The organism is Alloscardovia omnicolens DSM 21503, from assembly GCF_000420505.1.
Taxonomy (GTDB): Bacteria; Actinomycetota; Actinomycetes; order Actinomycetales; family Bifidobacteriaceae; genus Alloscardovia; species Alloscardovia omnicolens.
Map to the genome: position 1 here is coordinate 74460 of NZ_ATVB01000008.1, position 18519 is coordinate 92978.

Annotated in this window: 17 protein-coding genes; 10 read left to right on the forward strand and 7 right to left on the reverse strand. The window is 45.5% G+C overall.

The window, feature by feature from the left end; translation table 11 throughout:
- Positions 1–6 precede the first annotated feature (6 nt).
- The 9 genes from ffh to G464_RS0104695 all read left to right on the forward strand — a co-directional run bounded on the left by ffh (position 7) and on the right by G464_RS0104695 (position 8122).
- A complete protein-coding gene (ffh, locus tag G464_RS08945) occupies positions 7–1638 on the forward strand; it encodes a signal recognition particle protein (RefSeq protein ID WP_022856931.1) in 1632 nt (543 codons plus the stop codon).
- 88 nt (positions 1639–1726) lie between these two features.
- Positions 1727–2719, forward strand: coding sequence for an endonuclease/exonuclease/phosphatase family protein (locus G464_RS0104660; protein WP_022856932.1), 993 nt, complete (start codon positions 1727–1729; stop codon positions 2717–2719).
- A gap of 18 nt (positions 2720–2737) precedes the next feature.
- Entirely contained in the window at positions 2738–2983 is a 246-nt protein-coding gene (locus tag G464_RS0104665; RefSeq protein WP_022856933.1) for a hypothetical protein, read from the forward strand.
- A gap of 152 nt (positions 2984–3135) precedes the next feature.
- A complete protein-coding gene (gene rpsP, locus G464_RS0104670; protein WP_021617573.1) occupies positions 3136–3573 on the forward strand; it encodes a 30S ribosomal protein S16 in 438 nt (145 codons plus the stop codon).
- A 1-nt stretch (position 3574) separates the two neighbouring features.
- On the forward strand, positions 3575–3808 hold the full coding sequence (locus G464_RS0104675) for an RNA-binding protein (protein ID WP_021617572.1): 234 nt from the start codon (positions 3575–3577) through the stop codon (positions 3806–3808).
- Complete coding sequence (locus G464_RS0104680; protein ID WP_022856934.1) at positions 3795–4478, forward strand: ribosome maturation factor RimM; 684 nt, start codon at positions 3795–3797, stop codon at positions 4476–4478. Before G464_RS0104675 ends, G464_RS0104680 begins: the two co-directional genes overlap by 14 nt.
- A gap of 60 nt (positions 4479–4538) precedes the next feature.
- Positions 4539–5369, forward strand: a complete 831-nt coding sequence (gene trmD, locus G464_RS0104685; protein WP_022856935.1) for a tRNA (guanosine(37)-N1)-methyltransferase TrmD — start codon at positions 4539–4541, stop codon at positions 5367–5369.
- Positions 5370–5892: 523 nt separating this feature from the next.
- Positions 5893–6909, forward strand: a complete 1017-nt coding sequence (locus G464_RS0104690) for a HesA/MoeB/ThiF family protein (protein WP_022856936.1) — start codon at positions 5893–5895, stop codon at positions 6907–6909.
- 1 nt (position 6910) lies between these two features.
- On the forward strand, positions 6911–8122 hold the full coding sequence (locus tag G464_RS0104695; protein ID WP_026472617.1) for an MFS transporter: 1212 nt from the start codon (positions 6911–6913) through the stop codon (positions 8120–8122).
- Here the strand turns inward: G464_RS0104695 and rsmD are convergent.
- From rsmD to rpmB, 3 genes are all read right to left on the reverse strand, one after another.
- Complete coding sequence (rsmD, locus tag G464_RS0104700; RefSeq protein WP_022856938.1) at positions 8101–8676, reverse strand: 16S rRNA (guanine(966)-N(2))-methyltransferase RsmD; 576 nt, start codon at positions 8674–8676, stop codon at positions 8101–8103. The two genes, G464_RS0104695 and rsmD, sit on opposite strands and share 22 nt — an antisense overlap.
- Positions 8677–8731: 55 nt before the next feature.
- Entirely contained in the window at positions 8732–11050 is a 2319-nt protein-coding gene (locus tag G464_RS0104705; RefSeq protein WP_022856939.1) for an ATP-dependent DNA helicase RecG, read from the reverse strand.
- 337 nt (positions 11051–11387) lie between these two features.
- Positions 11388–11582 (reverse strand): 50S ribosomal protein L28, encoded by a 195-nt coding sequence (gene rpmB, locus G464_RS0104710; protein WP_018142574.1) that lies wholly within the window; start codon positions 11580–11582, stop codon positions 11388–11390.
- Between the two features lie 308 nt (positions 11583–11890).
- Between rpmB and G464_RS08950 the strand changes: the two genes are divergently transcribed.
- Entirely contained in the window at positions 11891–12886 is a 996-nt protein-coding gene (locus G464_RS08950) for a mechanosensitive ion channel family protein (protein ID WP_022856940.1), read from the forward strand.
- A 403-nt stretch (positions 12887–13289) separates the two neighbouring features.
- On the opposite strand, the gene G464_RS0104720 is transcribed toward G464_RS08950, so the two are convergent.
- The 4 genes from G464_RS0104720 to G464_RS08955 all read right to left on the reverse strand — a co-directional run bounded on the left by G464_RS0104720 (position 13290) and on the right by G464_RS08955 (position 18158).
- Positions 13290–14189 carry a sugar ABC transporter permease gene (locus tag G464_RS0104720; RefSeq protein ID WP_022856941.1) on the reverse strand — a complete coding sequence of 300 codons (900 nt, stop codon included), beginning with the start codon at positions 14187–14189 and terminating at the stop codon, positions 13290–13292.
- Positions 14189–15523: a carbohydrate ABC transporter permease gene (locus G464_RS0104725; protein WP_230467071.1), complete on the reverse strand. Its 1335-nt coding sequence runs from the start codon at positions 15521–15523 to the stop codon at positions 14189–14191. Before G464_RS0104725 ends, G464_RS0104720 begins: the two co-directional genes overlap by 1 nt.
- A gap of 153 nt (positions 15524–15676) precedes the next feature.
- Positions 15677–16906, reverse strand: coding sequence for an extracellular solute-binding protein (locus tag G464_RS0104730; RefSeq protein WP_022856942.1), 1230 nt, complete (start codon positions 16904–16906; stop codon positions 15677–15679).
- A gap of 388 nt (positions 16907–17294) precedes the next feature.
- A complete protein-coding gene (locus tag G464_RS08955) occupies positions 17295–18158 on the reverse strand; it encodes an ABC transporter permease (protein WP_022856943.1) in 864 nt (287 codons plus the stop codon).
- Positions 18159–18519 lie beyond the last annotated feature (361 nt).

Here is an 18519-nt window from a genome sequence, read left to right on the forward strand (position 1 = left end):
GGACTTATGGCTACATTCAGTTCCCTCACCGATCGCCTGTCGAACGCTTTTAAGAACCTGCGTTCGAAGGGTAAATTGTCTGAAGCGGATATTGACGGCACTATTCGCGAAATCCGTCGTGCTCTTCTCGATGCCGACGTAGCCGTGGACGTTGTGCGTTCCTTCACCGGACGCATTCGCGAGCGCGCGCTGGGCGCAGAGGTAAGCGATGCTCTTAATCCTGCTCAGCAGGTGGTGTCTATTGTGCACGAAGAGCTTACTGCTGTTTTGGGTGCAGGCGTTGATCGTCCACTCAACTTCGCTAAGAATCCGCCAACAATTATTATGCTGACCGGTTTGCAGGGTGCTGGTAAGACTACCTTGGCGGGAAAACTTGGTTATTGGCTTAAAGATACTGGTCACACGCCTTTGCTGGTGGCTGCTGATTTGCAGCGTCCAAATGCTGTTACCCAGTTGGAGGTTGTGGGCGAGCGCGCCGGCGTAGAAGTTTTCGCGCCTGAGCGCGGTGTTTCCTCGGAAGCTGTAGCTGCAGGAACTGCCACTCCAGGTCAGGACGCTGGCGATCCTGTGCAGGTGGCTCGCGATTCGATTAGCTACGCTCAGCAGAAAATGTACGATACGGTGATTATTGATACCGCAGGTCGTTTGGGTGTTGATGAAGAACTCATGCAGCAGGCGCGCAATATTCGCGATGCTGTTAATCCTCATGAGATTTTGTTTGTGATTGACGCCATGATTGGTCAGGATGCTGTGGCTACGGCGAAGGCATTCGACGAAGGCGTTGATTTCACTGGTGTAGTCCTCTCCAAGGTGGATGGCGATGCGCGCGGTGGTGCTGCCCTGTCTGTGGCGAGCGTCACTGGTAAGCCAATTTTGTTCTCTTCTACCGGTGAAGGTTTGAAGGATTTTGAGGTCTTCCACCCAGACCGCATGTCTTCGCGCATTCTCGATATGGGTGATATTCTCACTCTGATTGAACAGGCGCAAAAGCAGTTTGACGAGGAAGAAGCTAAGAAAGCTGCAGCCAAAATGTCCGAGGGCACTTTTGGTTTGGACGACTTCTTGGCTCAGCTTCAGCAGGTGCGTAAGCTCGGTTCGATGAAGTCTTTGCTCGGCATGATTCCTGGCATGGCCGCTCACCGTAAGGAGCTTGAGCAGCTCGACGAGAAGGAAATCGACCGCACCGAGGCTATTATTCGTTCGATGACTCCTGAAGAGCGTCGCAACCCTTCGATTATTAATGGTTCTCGCCGCGCCCGCATTGCTTACGGTTCTGGCGTAACCGTTACGCAGGTGAACGGTCTCTTGCAGCGCTTCGAGCAGGCTGCCAAGATGATGAAGCGTATGGGCAATTCCGTAGGCATTCCAGGTATGGGTGGCGCTATGGGCATGGGCGCTCCTTCCGCGAACTCGCGTAAGGGCAAGAAGCTTAAGGCTGCTCAGAAAAAGAAGAACAAGTCTAAGAGCGGTAACCCTATGAAGCGCGCTCAAGAAGAGCAGGCGTTACGCGACCGTTTAGCTGGTAAGAAGCCGGCAGCACCGCAGGGCGCATCCTTTATGAAGCAGCAGGAGATTCCAGATATCCCTCAGCTTCCCGATGGTTTCGGCGGATTAGGTAGTTTGCTCGGTGGCAACTAAAAAGTCTCGCCGCACAGCACAAAAGAAAAGCGTGTCTTCTTCTCGGAGGCGCGCTTCGTCTGTTTCGCGCACATCGAAAAGAGGTCATATGCTCGTTTGGATTTTGCTGGGCGTTATTGCCTTGTGGATGGCTTTGCGCTATCTGCCTGCCGGATGGGATTCTTTCGGTCCGTTCCCCTTTGCGATTGCGCTGATTCCTCTGCTGGCCGTTCCGCTCGTCGGCACGCTGGGCTTGGCAGCGCTTACGCATAACCGCGCGCAAGTATGGGCGAGTATTGCTCTGCTTGTTGTGCACCTGGTCTGGTCGCTCACTTTTTTCGTTCCTATTCCGGCGGGCATGATGCCTGTTTTGGGCTCGCCACGTCAAACGATGAGCAGTTCCGCGCACGCAAACAGCACGCAGCAATTAACAGTCATGACCGTAAACGCTCGCTATGGCCGCGCAGATACAAGCGTTATTCTGCACACCATTGAGCAGATGAATGTTGATGTTTTAGCTGTTCAGGAAGTGAGCGCTGATTTTGTTCAGCGCTTGCACGACGCCGGCATAAGCTCGGTTATGGCGTATGAACAGTTGGGCGAGAAAAAAGACAGTGATAACGGCGGTTTTAACGCTGTATGGTCGCGCTACCCTGCCACCAGTTCCGGCGCGACTTTGCTGGAGAATATGGGCTCGAATACCCCATGGATCACTCTTCAAGTGAATAATAATGCGGTGCGCGTGGTCTCCACGCACCCGTATTCACCGCAGCGCAGTACGAAGCAATGGCAGCACGATATTGCAGCTCTGACCCAGCTCACCAGTGGTGCAGATATGCCGACGATTGTGATGGGCGATATGAATTCAAGCACTTTCCATCCAAGCTTGCGCGCAACCATCAATACAGGCTTGCTAGACTCGTCTTTGGAAGTGCATCGCGGAGCGCACCCTACTTTCCCATCATCATGGACTTTCTTACCGAGCGTTATCGAAATCGATCATGTGCTCCATACGCGCGAAATGCAAGCGGTCAGCGTGCGTACAGCTGTTATACCGCGAACTGATCATCAAGCGCTTATCTGCACGCTCAGCTGGCGCTAACAGGACAAAGGAGAAGAAATGGCAAAGAAAAAAGCAGTAACTTTTAGCGACGAGTGGGATTTTACGCACGTTTCGGGAGTACGCGCTCATGTGGCCAGGCTGTCGGGAACCGCAACTTTTCGCGTAACTTTTAGCCGCGCAAACGGTTTAGAGCTAGCCAACGGCGAGTACGAAATTCAAACGGATAGCAAGTATATTCCGCACTCCATCGTGGACCGCATTATTGCCGACGATATTGCGGCAGCTCAGCGTGCTCACAAGTAGCAAAAATCGAGCCGTTCCGATAAACTAGAACGCGTTATCTGCGTATGTTGGCGCCCTCAATTCCAATATGCGCGGGGTTACACGTTGCTCAGTGATTGCGTGCCCCACACGGATGACCTGAACAACACCCTCATGATACAAGGAGAGCCATCTTGGCAACTAAGATTCGTTTGAAGCGTTTCGGTAAGAAGTTCTACGCATTCTATCGCGTAGTTGTAGCAGATTCTCGCGTAAAGCGCGACGGTAAGGTTATTGAGGAGATCGGTGTATACGATCCAAACAAGCAACCTTCCCTCATTCAGATTAACTCTGAGCGCGCACAGTACTGGCTCGGCGTTGGCGCACAGCCATCCGAACCTGTTTTGAACCTGCTCAAGATTACCGGTGACTGGCAGAAGTTCAAGGGCCTGCCAGGTGCAGAAGGTACTTTGCGCACCGCTGAAGCTGGTCCAGATGCTGCTGCACGTATTGAAGCTGCAGACAATGAAGCTCAGAAGCTTAAGGCTGCAAAGTCTGAAGCTGCTGCAAAGGCTAAGGCAGAAGCTGCTGCTGAAGCTGAAGAAACACAGCCAGAAGCAGAGGCTGAGTAAAATGTTGACTGAAGCGGTAGAGCATTTGATTAAGAACATCGTTGATTTTCCAGACGATGTATCGGTAAAGTCTCATGACAGCGCTCGAGGCGAGCACATTCGCGTTCGCGTTAATCCCGAAGATATTGGTCGCGTTATTGGACGTCAAGGTCGCACGGCATCCGCCATCCGAACCGTCGTTCAAGCTATTGCGGACCACAACGTTCGAATTGATATTATCGATGCGCGCCGCTGATTCTACGCACACAAACCCTCAACAGCGCACGTTGTTGAGGGTTTGTCGTATTGGGCGAGCTCAGGGTCTAAAGGGCGAAGTCAATGTTCATCTTTTTACTGATGATCCTGAGCATCGCTTTGCCTCAGGTTCTATCCTTCTTACACGTGATGGTCGCGAATTCGTTGTACTTAAATCACGTAATTATAAGAGCCGTTGGATTGTTCTCTTTGAAGGTGTAACAGATCGTAATGTTTCAGAAGTATTAAATGGCACTGATTTATTCGTTGAAAAAGACCGTACATCTGCATCCTCACCTGCACCTGAATCCAAACATTCTGATGATGCGTTATATGCCGATACCCCAGATGTACTTCATGAAGCTCCTGTTGCTAAGTTGGCTGATAGCTCTGAATCAGATGAATGGTATTTAGACGATCTCGTAGGTCTAGAAGTTTTGCAGGTGGATGACTCGCAAGCTGCACGTTCTGCTGACTATGATGGTGTTGACGCACATCCTATCGGTAGAGTTTCTGCTGTTATTAATAATGCTGCGCAAGATTTACTTGAGCTTCGGTTAGATGATGGTCGAAAACCTCTGATTCCATTCGTAGAGCCAATCGTGCCTATCGTGGATATTGATGAAGGATATATTCTTATCGACCCACCAGCGGGCTTGCTAGATTTGTAATTATCTGCTCATACTTCTCATACATAAAGTTTCCCCTTCTAAAATTTCGTAAGGTGTCTCGTGCTCATTGATATCGTGTCGGTTTTCCCAGAATATTTCAATGTACTCAACTTGAGTTTGCTTGGCAAAGCTCAAGACAAGGGATTATTGGAATTCAAGGTACATATTCTACGCGATTGGACACACGATGTTCATCATAGCGTCGATGATACTCCTGTCGGAGGTGGAGCCGGCATGGTGATGAAGCCAGAAATTTGGGCAAACTGTTTAGACGATTTACTGAGCATCCCTCCGCTTACCGATATACGTGATGCAGATTCTGAGCGCGGGAAAAATTCCAATGCTATCCTTGTCTTTCCAAATCCTTCAGCACCTACCTTTACTCAAAAAGATGCTACAGAACTTTCTCACGCAGATCATCTCATCTTTGGATGCGGTCGATATGAAGGTTATGATGGTCGTTTGCCAGAATATTACAAAGCCCAAGGATTTGACGTTCGTGAGTACTCTATCGGCGACTACGTACTCAACGGCGGAGAAGTAGCAGTATCAGTGATGGTAGAAGCTACTACTCGTCTCATTGATGGTTTTATGGGAAACCACGCATCCATCGAAGACGAATCATACACCGGTTCAGAAGGACTTTTGGAGCATCGTCAATACACTAAGCCAGCATCGTGGCGCGGTATGGATGTCCCTGAAATTTTATTATCTGGTCACCATGCACACATTAATCGTTTCCGCCGTGATGAAGAATTGCGCCGCACCTCAGAACTTCGTCCAGATATTATTGAAAAACTCAATTGCCGTAATCTTGATAAAAAAGACCGGAAGCTACTCATGGAACTTGGTTGGAATGTTTCTGGTGATTTCCCACGATACTTAAGTTAATCACGACTCCTAGTAGTTGTTAAGAGATTAAACCAGTAACCAACATGATTTTTTAGCAACTATCTGCATGCAATATACCCGAAAAGCACAAAGCGAGCTTAAGCTACTCAAATTTGACACCATCTCTTATACTTTCTGTAGTTACTATCAGTAGTATGAACAAGTTGTCGAAAATATTCTTGCAGAAACTATACCCTCAATAATATATATCATAAGTTACATTATTAGCGATATGCATATTTTGTAATAAAAATCAATTCATATAATACAGAATAAGAAAATTTATCCACTATTTGGACAGAAATAGCATTCACTTACGTACATTATTAGGCTGTCAATCAATTCTTACAACACCGTAAGAATTGATTGACATAGGAATTTACAGAGCATCCTGTAATTACCTATTGCATACGAAAGAAGGTGACTACGATGTTCCCAACTTACCGAGTAGGACAACGCTAGCGCGTGAATAATGAGGGGGTAGGGATTTCTTCAAAGGATCCGTGAAGGAATCTCCCTACTAATGAATTATTATCAGCTCACACATATATTTCAAATATCCAAGAAAATAATCATGCTAAAAATAAAAAGAACACTTCAACCCTATGCTTATAACGGAAAAATTCAATTTGGCTTTGGTAATTCTACTCTTATCCGCGAAATCCCTGATACACCGCGTAATCGTTCGCTTTTACTTTCAACAGACCTTGAAAAAGTGGCAACTACATCTGAACTCGACAGATTTAAAAATTTGGGTTTAGTAACAGATAATCCATACAACGACTCTCGATATTCTAGAAATATCAACTTCTTTGAATGGATTGATGAAAGTAGTAATATTTCTCCCGCATCATATCAAGAAAAACTCCTTAACAGTTCTGTGCTTATAGTCGGTATTGGGGGTATAGGTGGAACTATTGCTGAGTCTTTAACTCGCTTGGGAGTCGGAAAACTTATACTTGTCGATTTTGATGTTGTTGATGAATCTAATCTCACACGTCAGAGTATCTATAATATCGAGAATATTCAACATTCAAAAATCGAAGCAGCTCGAAATTATCTTCACAGTATAGGTGAAACTCACATTGAAGTCATAACGCAAAAGATTAGCACTAAACCGGATCTAGAAAAAATCTACACTGACAACATCTTTGATCTTGCAATATGTAGTGCTGATACACCGCAAGATATAGATTTCTGGTTTGACGATTTATCTGCTAAATATAATATTCCTTTTATAGCAGGTTCATACGCTTCAACCGTTATAAATTACGCATGCATAATTCCTAATATCACGGTTGATTTACATACTTTCTACGCGGAAAATAAAATTACCGACGATCACCTAATTCCTGATAAAGTGTCAACCAGCGTTATAGCACCCATTACTTTTATGGCTGCTGGTCTTATCAGTTATAAAGTTTTCGCGATGTTGACAGGATTAAACAATATGTGCAACTGTATTCAAATTGATGTTCTAACTTGGGATATTCATCAATACGATATCAGCTTGAGCTCCAAATCTAAAGAAAATGAGTAACATGCAAATATTACATACAGGTTGGCGAAGTTTCCCCTTCAATTTCCGCCAACTCGTCTATGGCAAAAGCCTACTTAATATCGCTGATAGCTTCTATGCCGTAGCACTTTCCGTCGGGTTGGTATCCGTCTACCATATTGAAGCTGGGCAGTTATCTACTTTCACGCTTATCGCCATGATTCCAGCAATGTTTGGATTTCTGTTCGGCGCACGGATAGATGCAATAAAAGCGAAGAAAAATTGGCTTATCGCATGTCAAAGCATGTATGTCCTTCTTGTCATCGTGATGATTATATGCATGTATACGCGCGTTCCCATAGCGATACTGTGTACTGTTAATTTTCTTTTTTATTGTTTAACATCTGTCATGGGTGCACTTGACACCAGTATCGTTCCTCAAGCGCTTAATGACGATGAAAAACTCATCGAACGCTCTGTCGATATTCAGTATCTAACAGGAAATATTTTAAATATTGCCTCTAATTTCGCTGCATCCGTTCTCCTGGGCGTTATCACTTATTTCATTGTTTTAAATCTCAGCATTCCATTCTTCATTGCTGGCATTTATTTCTTTTGGAGAATGAAAATTTCTGTTCGCGAAACTACTTCACCATCTGAGAATTCCACCGATATAACACAATACAGTTTTCAAGATTCCATTCGTTATTTTTCTCAGCAACGTGTACCATCGGCAATTATCGTATGTGAAGCTTTCCTGAGCGGCGCGCTCGATGTTCTTTTTGCATTGGCGCCGCTCTATCTTGTCTCTATTCATGTCGATATCGCATGGCTAGGTCTTGTCATCGCTATCCAGCAAGGTGCTGATCTACTCGGCTCGGTATGCGCGCCGTTTATCCGCATCAGACCTACGCATTTCTTCTGCTGGGATTATATTATTTCTGGAACTGCGTTGTTACTTGTCTTTGTTGTGCCATGGATTCCTGCAAAAATTATCACTTTTGCTATCGGTTACTTTGTTATCGGCATCTCTGGTAATTATTTCAGCAAAATGCTTTTTAGCTCATATGATCACCAACGTCTAGGCAGTGTTGATACCATTATCAGGTCTCTCTATGCGATATTTGGTATCGCTTTCCTTCTCATCCCGAATTTCTATAGCAATATCACGGTACTAGGAATTGTATTTAACGGTATTACTATTCTTTTCGGAATTGTCTTAGCTCTTCACATTTATACTAAACGGCGTAAATAGAACACTGTCGTTTCTCCATAATCTTTACGCAGATAAATTTCGAAACCTTGTGGCGCATAGATATCGTCTGAACGAATCGAACGTTCAACCATAATGACGCCATCTGCAGAAAGTACCGTGCTCATCCACTCAATCTGATGGTTGAGAACATTTGTTTCCACAGCGTACGGAGGATCCATAAAAACGAGATCGAAAAGTTCCGCGCTTCCTGCTACTTTTTGCGTATATTTTTCCGCCTGCGCACGAATAATTTTAATAGATAATTCACATGCATGATAGCCTTTAAAACCCTGCGCAGTTTGAGCAATTAAACGTGCAATCTGAGCATTGGATTCTACAAAAGTAACCGAAACTGCTCCCCGACTTAGCGCTTCGAATCCTAACGCACCCGTGCCTGCATAAATATCCGCTACGCGCGTATTATCGAGCACGCCCTGTGATTCCAGATGTGAAAAAATAGCTTCTTTCGCACGATCTGTCGTTGGACGAGTCGTTGAAGCATTCTTCGGAGTTTTAATCTCTTGCCCTTTAAATCGGCCTGCAATAATGCGCATACTGATAACTTAGCACTGGGGGTTTATTTGAATATTAGCGCTACTCTAACAGCACTCATGAACTCTTCAAATACTCCGCCGTATCACGTTCAAAATCAAGCACAGCTCCCAATAATTCTGGATCCTCACTCAGCTTTTTATCGTGATGAATAAGTTCTTCAGCGTCTTCACGTGCTTGCGCAATAATATCCGCATCTTGAACGACCCTAAGCAATTTGAACGATGTAGATAGACCCGATTGAGAATCCCCCAGCACGTCTCCCGCACCACGAAGTTCAAGATCCGCTTGCGAAATCACCGCCCCATCCAAAGAATTCTTAATAACGTCTAAGCGCTCCTCAGCAGTGCTTTCAGGTTGTGCATTATGAACTAAGAATGCCCACGATTGTGTGCCACCGCGACCTACTCGACCACGCAACTGATGGAGCTGCGAGAGCCCAAAATTATCCGCATCAAAAATAATAATGCAGCTTGCTTGTGGGACGTCCACTCCCACTTCAATCACGGATGTAGCTACAAGTACAGGAGCATCTCCACGGGCAAATTTCTCCATTACAGAATTTTTCGTCTCATCATCGTCACGCCCTGTAAGCGTTTGAATTTCAATTCCAGAAAATTGCGGAAGAGAGCTCAAACGTTGCGAAATTTCGCTTACGGAATGAAGTACCTTCTTTGCAGAACGTTCTATCGGTTCACCAGTTTGTGGATCAAAAAGTTCGTCGGCAAAAGAATCCATCGTTTCGTCGATTTCATCTTCATCAATTCTGGCGCATACTACGTAAATGCGTTCTCCCGCATCAATCCTTTGACGAGCGTGAATAAAGACCTTGCGCATAGTTGCCCCATCATTTTCATGAACAAGCACAGTGCGGATAGGTTTTCTTCCTCCCGGAAGTTCGGTAAGCCATGAAATATCAAGATTGCCAAACCATGTCATAGCTGCAGAGCGAGGTATAGGAGTTGCTGTCAACACAAGCATATGAGGAACCACACCATCTTGGTTAATTTCGGAGCGCAACACTTCACGTTGTTCGACACCAAAACGATGTTGCTCATCAATAACAGCGGTTGCCAAATGAGGTGCCTGGAAAGTTTTTCCAAAAGCGGCATGCGTTGCTACCACTATGCATGGCACACCTGACGCTGGGATTGCCAATGCGCGCCTACGTTCAGCGAGTTTCATACCACTGTGCAAAAGCACGATAGGAATCTCGCTTAACCCGGCTGCCGTAAGCATGCTGGAGATACTTGCGATGTGTTGCTGCGCAAGAACTTGTGTCGGTGCGACGATGACGGCTTGTTTACCAGCTCCTACTGCTTGGAGTAGTGCTGCAAGTGCGACGATGGTTTTCCCCGAGCCGACCTCACCTTGGAGAAGTCGACTCATAGGCTTTCCGGACGACATATCGCGCGTGATTTCTTTAATAACATCCTGCTGCCCGCCCGTAAGCGTAAATGGGAGAGAGGAAATAAGCCGCTCCACAAACCCCCGCTCGTCGGCACAACTGTATGCACGAGCCGAAGAATTATCCTCACGCATTTTGACCATGGCAGTTTGCGATATGAGTACTTCCTCATAACGTAATGTTTCTATACCATGATTAAAATTCTGCTCATCAGATGGCAGATGAATAGCGATAATCGCTTCCGCTTTATGCAACAAATTCCGCTGAATTCGGACAGCTTCAGGTATAACATCAGGAATAGCATGACGAAGCTTATCGATATCGATAATTGGTTCGTCAGGCGATTGAGGCTCCGCTTCCTCTTCTCGTTGAATCGTTGGTATTTCACCTGCGAGGGCTTTAAGCATACTCACAATTGATTCGTGAATATGTTCGGATGAAATCGTTGAATTCGCATGATAAACAGGCCGTGGACGGCTCAATCGATCGATTGCTTCCTCTATTGTGTCCACTTCACCCGGTCCTGGGACATCTAACGAATTATCTCGGACAATGCACGTTTGCGGATGCGTAAATTGAATAAAACCACCATACTCACTCGGCATTCCTTGCACCGCAATTTGCGCACCTTCATTAAGACGATTCGTAATATAAGAGACGTAATATTTCTTATACGTAAAATAGACAAGACGTGCTTCTAGACGAGAACCATCACCCACACGTACTTCCACTCGGTGCCCATTTCGAGCAGACATTGGAGTCACACGCGTGTCCAATACTGTCGCACTGAAAGCTACATTTTCGCCTATTTTAATATCATCAATCTTGCGTACAGACACACGCTTAGTCGCGCGAAAAGGGTAATACCCAATCGCATCAGCAATGGTAACGACGCCCAGCTTTTTAAGAGCTCCAATGCGGCGCTTATTGGTCAGCACCGAAGATACTGCTGAATGAATATCAACCATTGTAGCTCCCTGTACTCGTGCTATCTTTTGGACTGGTTCACGTTTCATTTCATAACTTGGTTTAATCTTACTGTAATCGCAATGCTATATGTATACCAGTCTTACAGTCGATTTTCAATCTACTACTTTTGATCAATTCCAATTTATTTTTTGCAGGTCGTCCCATTTTGTCGAACGAATACGAGCTACAAAAGATAATGAAACGGGATGAGTTGCAAAAAATTCAGCGAGTACAGCTTGTAAGAACCCAATTCGCACAAACTTATTGCCTATTGCCAGCTAAGCGCGCAGGCAATAAAAACCCCAGGATTCCTCCCGGGGTTAGTTCGTGGCTTAACTATGCCACGCGACGCTGAACCTTGCCAGCCTTAAGGCAAGAGGTGCACACGCGGAGGCGAACATTCTCGCCATCAACAGTAGTACGCACAGCCTGGAGGTTTGGCAGGAAGCGACGCTTATTACGAATATGCGAATGCGATACGCTATAACCGGTCTGTGGACCCTTACCGCATACTGCGCAACGAGCTGCCATCTTGGACTCCTCTGTTTGTATAAGTCTAAAACTCACATCTTCCGTGCTCTGCGACCACTATGCCAATAGACACAACCAATAGGCACAATGCGCCTAGAGCAAACAACTTCTCTATAATACACAAGGATGCAGACCTTTGCAAACCTCGGACATGCTTGACAAGCATACTGCGCTGTGAGCTAACAGCCGCTGTGTCTGTCTTGAAATCACTGTGAAAATCTTAGCCTGCAACTTGTGCTGCTCGCTCTTTGCTATACAGTCGTGCCTAGAGCCTAAACCCTAGAGCGCACACTACTGCAAGGACGACCATGAATAGCATCATTAAATTTCTCACAAACTGGGTAAATAACCAAACAGACCGTTTTATCTTTCTTGCCATCACGATAGTAGTTACTGTCTTAATTTCGCATTTTGTAGCAAAGGCTATGCACGCTCTGCTTGATCGTTCTCCTCTGCCTAGCGCCAGCTTATTTATTAACGTTACCCGTTCTGCCCTGTGGGTGATTGCTTTTATTATTGTGCTTAAACCCGTTTTCGGCATTGAGGCAAATTCCTTAATTACCGCTCTGGGAGTTGGTGGTGTGGCGATTTCCTTGGGTATGCAGGACACTATCTCCAACATTATCAGCGGTTTCGGCCTTATGGCGGGTCGCGTCATTAAGCCGGGCGACCGCGTAGTTATTAACAATATTCACGGCACAGTTAAGGATGTTACCTGGCGACACACAGTTGTTATTGAGCGCAACGGTAACGAAATGTGGATTCCTAACTCTGTGCTCAACACTGCGAGCTTGGAAAAGATTTTGCGCTCAAACGAGGCGTATACCACTTTACGTATTTTATTAAAGCCTTCTATTGATGTGCGTTCCACCGTTGCCGATATTGTGCGCACAGTTCAGACCGCAACGCTTAATTACTCGCTCAAGGGCACAACTCCTACTGTGCGTTTAGTCAGTTTTACTGCGTACGGCATTGAAGCAAACGTTGTTTTATATGCAAAAGAACGCACTGCTTACTCAGTTATTCATGACAGTGCTGCACGCGCTTTGGCAGGTAAGCCATATCTTGCTTCTGCTTTACCAGATAGCGGTGAGCCAACAGCTTCTACAGTTCCGCTCGATAATATTCAATTGCCTGATTTAGTGTCTACTCAGATTTTGCGCACACCGTTAGTAGATAACGCTATGGAGGGCGCTTCTGCTGCTAAGAAGAAGGTTGTTGATACAGGAGTGACGACTGTAGTTCAAAAACCAGTTGAATTTCCTGCTCCGGAACGTTGTAAGAAGAACAGTTCTAAGGAGTAAATACTGGGCGCTTTTGATATAAGCGATAGCCAACTGCGCGAAGAAAACCGCCTCTTTGGATTTTTAGTGGGGTTTTGGTTTGCTTTCATGCTTGCTCATAGCTTGACGGAATGGTTCATGAAGCGTGACTTGCTCTAGCGTTCCATGATTCACGAACTCAGCGCTAACAATGCTGACATCCCTACAACCGAAACACTCGCCAAAATCCGAAGACTCCTTACAAAGGTGGTTCTATCAATCCGCATGCCGTAGGTTATGATGCCGTGCAACGCGTTACCTCTCGGAACAGTCAGAACTCTCAATACAACACAGACGCGTGAAGAATAACCAACCTGTAAGTAAAACGGCGAGATTCCAAGAAGAATCTCGCCGTACTGTTTTCTCTGGAGGAGAAATCTTATGGTTATCCCTTAACAGAGCCAGACATGGACTGCTGGTAGTAGCGCTGCATCAGAATGAACAAAATCGCAATCGGAATAGATACGCACACAGCTCCAGCTGCAAAGCGTGCATACCACTCATTCACGTACTCCTTTTGCAGCATCTGCCACAGCCCCAAAGCCACCGTATAGTTGTCTTGCGTACGGGCAATAGCCTTTGCCAGCACGAAGTCAAGCCACGGCCCCAAGAAGCCTACAATAGCCTGATACACAATCATAGGCTTGCAGATAGGAATAATGATCTTCACGAAAACCTGCCAGCGCGTGCAGCCATCAAGGTACGCAGCTTCATCGAGCGACATAGGAATAGTATCCATATACCCCTTCATCACATAGAATCCCATACCCGATCCAGCAGAGTATACCAAAATGAGGGAAATAATAACCAACGATCCGCTGGTCAATCCAAATGCCTTCAAAATGAAGTAGATGGCAATAACCGACATAATCGATGGGAACATGCCTAAAATCAAGGCAATATTCATAAAGGTTTTACGCCCGCGGAAACGTAAGCGTGACATGCAGAAAGACACAGCCAGCACAAAGAACATCGAGATTAAGCAGGTGAAGATTGCAATAATCAACGTGTTCATAAACATGCGAGGGAAGTTCATCACGCTTGTTTCGGTGAACAACTGAATATAGTTGTTGAAGGTGTACTCAGTTGGGAAGAAGGTTGGCTGATATGCCGCCGTATTCTTGTTAAAGCTTTCAAGGAACACCCACACCACAGGCAGAATCCAGATTGCCGCCATCAGCGCCAAGAAAATATGCGTAATAGTATCCGTAAGAATGCGACGATACTTTTGGTTCTTCCAAAATGGAATCTTATCGTTTGCGTGCTTCGTTGTTTGAGTATTCATTACAGGAAACGCTCCTCATTCTTGTAGGAACCGGAACTGCGGTAGGTAATCAGAGATACCACTGCAAGCACAATAAAGGTCATAATGCCAATAACAGCGCCGAGATTGTAGTTATTCTTATCCACGGTGAGCTTGTACAGCCAGGTAATGAGCAAATCTGTTTTACCTGCAGATGCCCCCACAGGGGTTGGAGCACCGCCGGTGAGCAGATAAATCACATTAAAGTTATTCACATTACCCGTAAAGGTGGTAATAAGGTAAGGCGTCATAACGAAGAAGATATATGGCAAAGTCACGTTGACGTAGCGCTGCCACCAGTTTGCACCATCCAGTTCTGCAGCTTCGTAAAGTTCTGCTGGAACATTTTGCAGAATACCAGTAATTTGCATAATGGTATATGGAATACCCACCCACAGGTTAATAACAATAACGGTAACGCGCGCCCACAAAGTATCGGTGAGGAATGGCAAGGCGTGATGAATCAAGCCAGAGTCAAGCAGTAAGCGGTTAATTGCACCATCCTGACGCAACATGGTCTGCATAACCAGCAAAGATACGAACTGAGGCACAGCAATCGACATGGAGAAGCATGCACGCCAGAAACCCTTGAGCTTCGTGGTTTTGCGGTTAATAATCATCGCCATAAACATGCCGAGGAAGAAGTTCAAGAAGGTAGCAAAGAACGCCCAAATCAAGGTCCATACTAAAACATCAAAGAACATACTTGCCGTTACATCTTTGCTGCCCTGTCCAAAGAAGAGACCGAAGTTCTTTAATCCTACCCAATCAAAGAGCACTGCATGGTCTTTATCGTAATTGGTAAAAGCCATGGAAATCATAAATACCAATGGCAAAATAGTAAAAACAACCACGCCCAACACCGGCAAAGACATTAAACCAATCTGTGCACGAGTGTCGAAAATATCATGCCAATCTTCACGAATTGTTGTTGCTCGTCCGCGCTCAGCAACGTCATGCTCAGCTTTGAGCGAGCTGCGTGCAGACAGAGCGGAAAGCCATACGAACAAAATAGCAGCGAAAATAGCCATAACGCCGTACAGCAAAATAACGACAGAATTATCGCCTGCAGTATATTCCCAGAAACCATCAACCTTTACTCGTCCCTGCTTAACCGTGCCCAAAGTACCAATTTTTGACAGATACGTAGAGCCAGTAGTTACAAAGTACGAGATAATAGCGATCTCAGAAGCTAAAAATAATAAGCCTTTAACAATCTGCTTGCGCGCCAGATTGCCCACGCCAAAAATAATGTAGGAGAGTTTGGTAAAAATATCACCACTGACCCACGTGCGCCCAAAAACCGAGCTTTTCATAGTAATATCCATCCTCCGAAAAACAGCCAGCAAGATAATAGAAAATCAGATAACAGAAAAATTATCTTGCCTATAAAAACTCACCCACAGTCATTGATGCGTGAGAAAGTGAAGGAGAAACGCATCAATGACTGTAAGGGGTTTTAAGCATATTTACTTCTTATATGCGTCGAACCATGCCTGCGTCTTTTCAGCCGCATTTGCTGCGGTAACATCACCAGTGGTAATTGCAGTACCGAAGTTTTCGCATGGATCCCAGAAGTTGCTCATCTCTGTCAGAGTTGGCTGAATAATCGAAGTATTAGCCAAAGTGTCAATCTGAGCCTTAGCAGCTGGATCATCGGCAACCATGCTCTCCAAAGACTTGTCTGCTGGAATAATCTGACGCATCTCATAGTGCTTCTTTTGAGCCTGAGTTGAACCAAGGAATGCTGCAAACTGAGCCGCAATCTTTGCGTTCTTGGCGTTAGGATTATAGGCTATAGAAGTAGAGCCTGCGAAGGACTTCATCTGGTATGTGCCAGAATCAAGAGTGAAGCTTGGCAGCTGTGCTGCTGCATAGTTATCTCCCAAAGCTTCCTTCATGTCCTGTGCACTCCAGGTTCCAGAGAAGTAGACATCTGCAGTGCCGTTCTTCATTGCAGCTAAGCCAGCATTGTCTGCATTATTATCGAGAACGAAGTTAGGGTTCTTCATAAGGCTTGTAAGGAATTCAGTAACTTCTGCAGCGTGTGGACCAGGTTGAATGCCAGCCTTAGCATCTGTACCCTTCTTACCAAAGATGGTCATACCGTCGCCCACATAGAAGGATGGCAAATACCATGAGTTAGCAATATTAAAGGTTACCTTACCCTTTTCGAGCATTGTATTGAAGGACTTAATATCGTCCGCACTGAACTTGGACTTGTTGTAGTACATAAACCAGGTGTTACCCGAGAGTGGAACACCATAAAGCTTGCCATCGGTACCAGTAACCGAATTGACCAAGGTTTCGTCGTTCTGCTCTTTTACCTGCTTGGTTGCATCGTCAGACAGCTCACCAATAGCTTGAGCATCTACCAAAGCACCCAGCTGATCGCTTGCAAACTGATATACGTCTGCTGCTGCCGCTGGATCTTGCTTAACAGTGGTTGCTGCATCTGCAGACGTGACCACCGAGTTCTTCCAAGTAATCTTGTATTCAGGATGTTCTTTTTCGAATGCAGCTTCCATAGTTTGCAGCCAGGAATCCTTCTTGGCCTGATCTTCCGCAGCAGACCATACGGTAATGGTTGCTGTTTTAGAATCCGAACCAGAACCTGAATTCGAGGCACCACATGCGCCTGCGCCTAAGAGCATGGCAGCAGCTGCACCAGCAGCTAATACCTTTGCAAACTTCGTCATCATTGACCTCCCCCAAAAAAACGGATCTCTATCGAGGTAACAAACTTCAAGCAATGAACAACTGCGTTCACAAGTGCGAGCACCGCGCCCATTTCTTCTTTGTTACTAGAACTGAGTATATCCGTTTTGCATACGTTTGCAAGTTTTATTTGCCGAAAACAAGTAAATGATGAGAAAAAGTACTATATAGAAAGACTTTAGCTTTTGGATTTGCTTTTTGAACGTAAGAAAATATATTATTTTAAGCCATTTGGGAACGTTCTCAAGAAATATTACAGAAGTACCTTTGACATTATTTATTATCTCATAAAATGGACAAAATACTGTATGCCGACATCTTTCGAACATCGGCATACAGCAGACAGAGCGAAGGAAGAACGCAACGACTTTAGAAAACGACGAACAGCGTTCCGAAAACAAGAATAAGCAAATATGCTCCATACCACCCCAATTGCACTACGCGATTATCGCGGCTATATCCCATTTTGTAGTCATTGCGGTAATGCAAAACAACAGCGCCAATACCTGGAGTAATCACGCACATCGCGCCGAAAATTCCCGATAAGAGCATCATCGTATTCTCTTTAAGACCGAGGAAGTAATAAATATAAGCGAAAACGAGCATAATCAGTCCCAACGGAACTAACTGCTGACGAATGCCCACGCGAAGCATCAGCATCCACATAGCAGCGAGCACAAAAATAACAGTATCTAATACGAGGGTATTGCGCGAATGCTTCGAAAATACTTTGCCTGTTTTCGCGGAAACATTTTTCATAATCTCGCCGCGCATACCGAAGGTGAAAATAATAATAAATACTGCCCATACCGGATTTTGTGAGCTGAAATCCCATGCTTTACCGGTGGTTACCATATCGTATGGCACTTCGCTGAGCAGAGCAAGCACAAAAACGCGGGCAAGATAGCCGTTCATATGGCGTGTGTGTTTGATGCCTTGAACGGTTAGCCATGCTATAAGAGGCACAGCCAGCCAAGACAGCACTTCTGAGACGACAGCCAAGGTTAACCCCACCATATTTTCTATGCCAAACAAGGTAGGGAAAATCGCGGTGGCGAGAACCGAGAAGAAAGTGAATACCAAAGCGATGGTTTTAATACCAGCAACAGAGAGACCGCGCTGTTGGGCAGGCTGATCAGCACTGCGTGCATCCGTAGCTGCACGCGTTGATGGAGACGCTGAGGTAGATGCTGAATGGATTTCTGGCGCATAATGCTGATTCTTCTCGCCCATAATATTCCTTAATATATTCCTTCGCCTTCGAACTCGACTGTGCTGGTTGCCTGTGCTAGTTGCCCAGTGAAACCGTTAAGCACATGGCAGCTGCATTACAATCTCCTGCGTTGTAGCCACTTAGTCTAACAATCTACATAAACAAGCTCAAACAAATGCCATAGAGGTTCATCTGACTTAGTGGGGGTTTTCGAGGTTTGCGGGTGCGTAACTGGACACAATTAACCTTCACACTGCGTTAAATTCGAAGAGTTCTTACTCTCACGCATTCTGCTTAACCGATTAATATACCTGTTATGCCAGTTTTGATGCGCAAAAATGGCTTCAAAACTGGCATATCGGTTGCGCGTATCGACTTCAC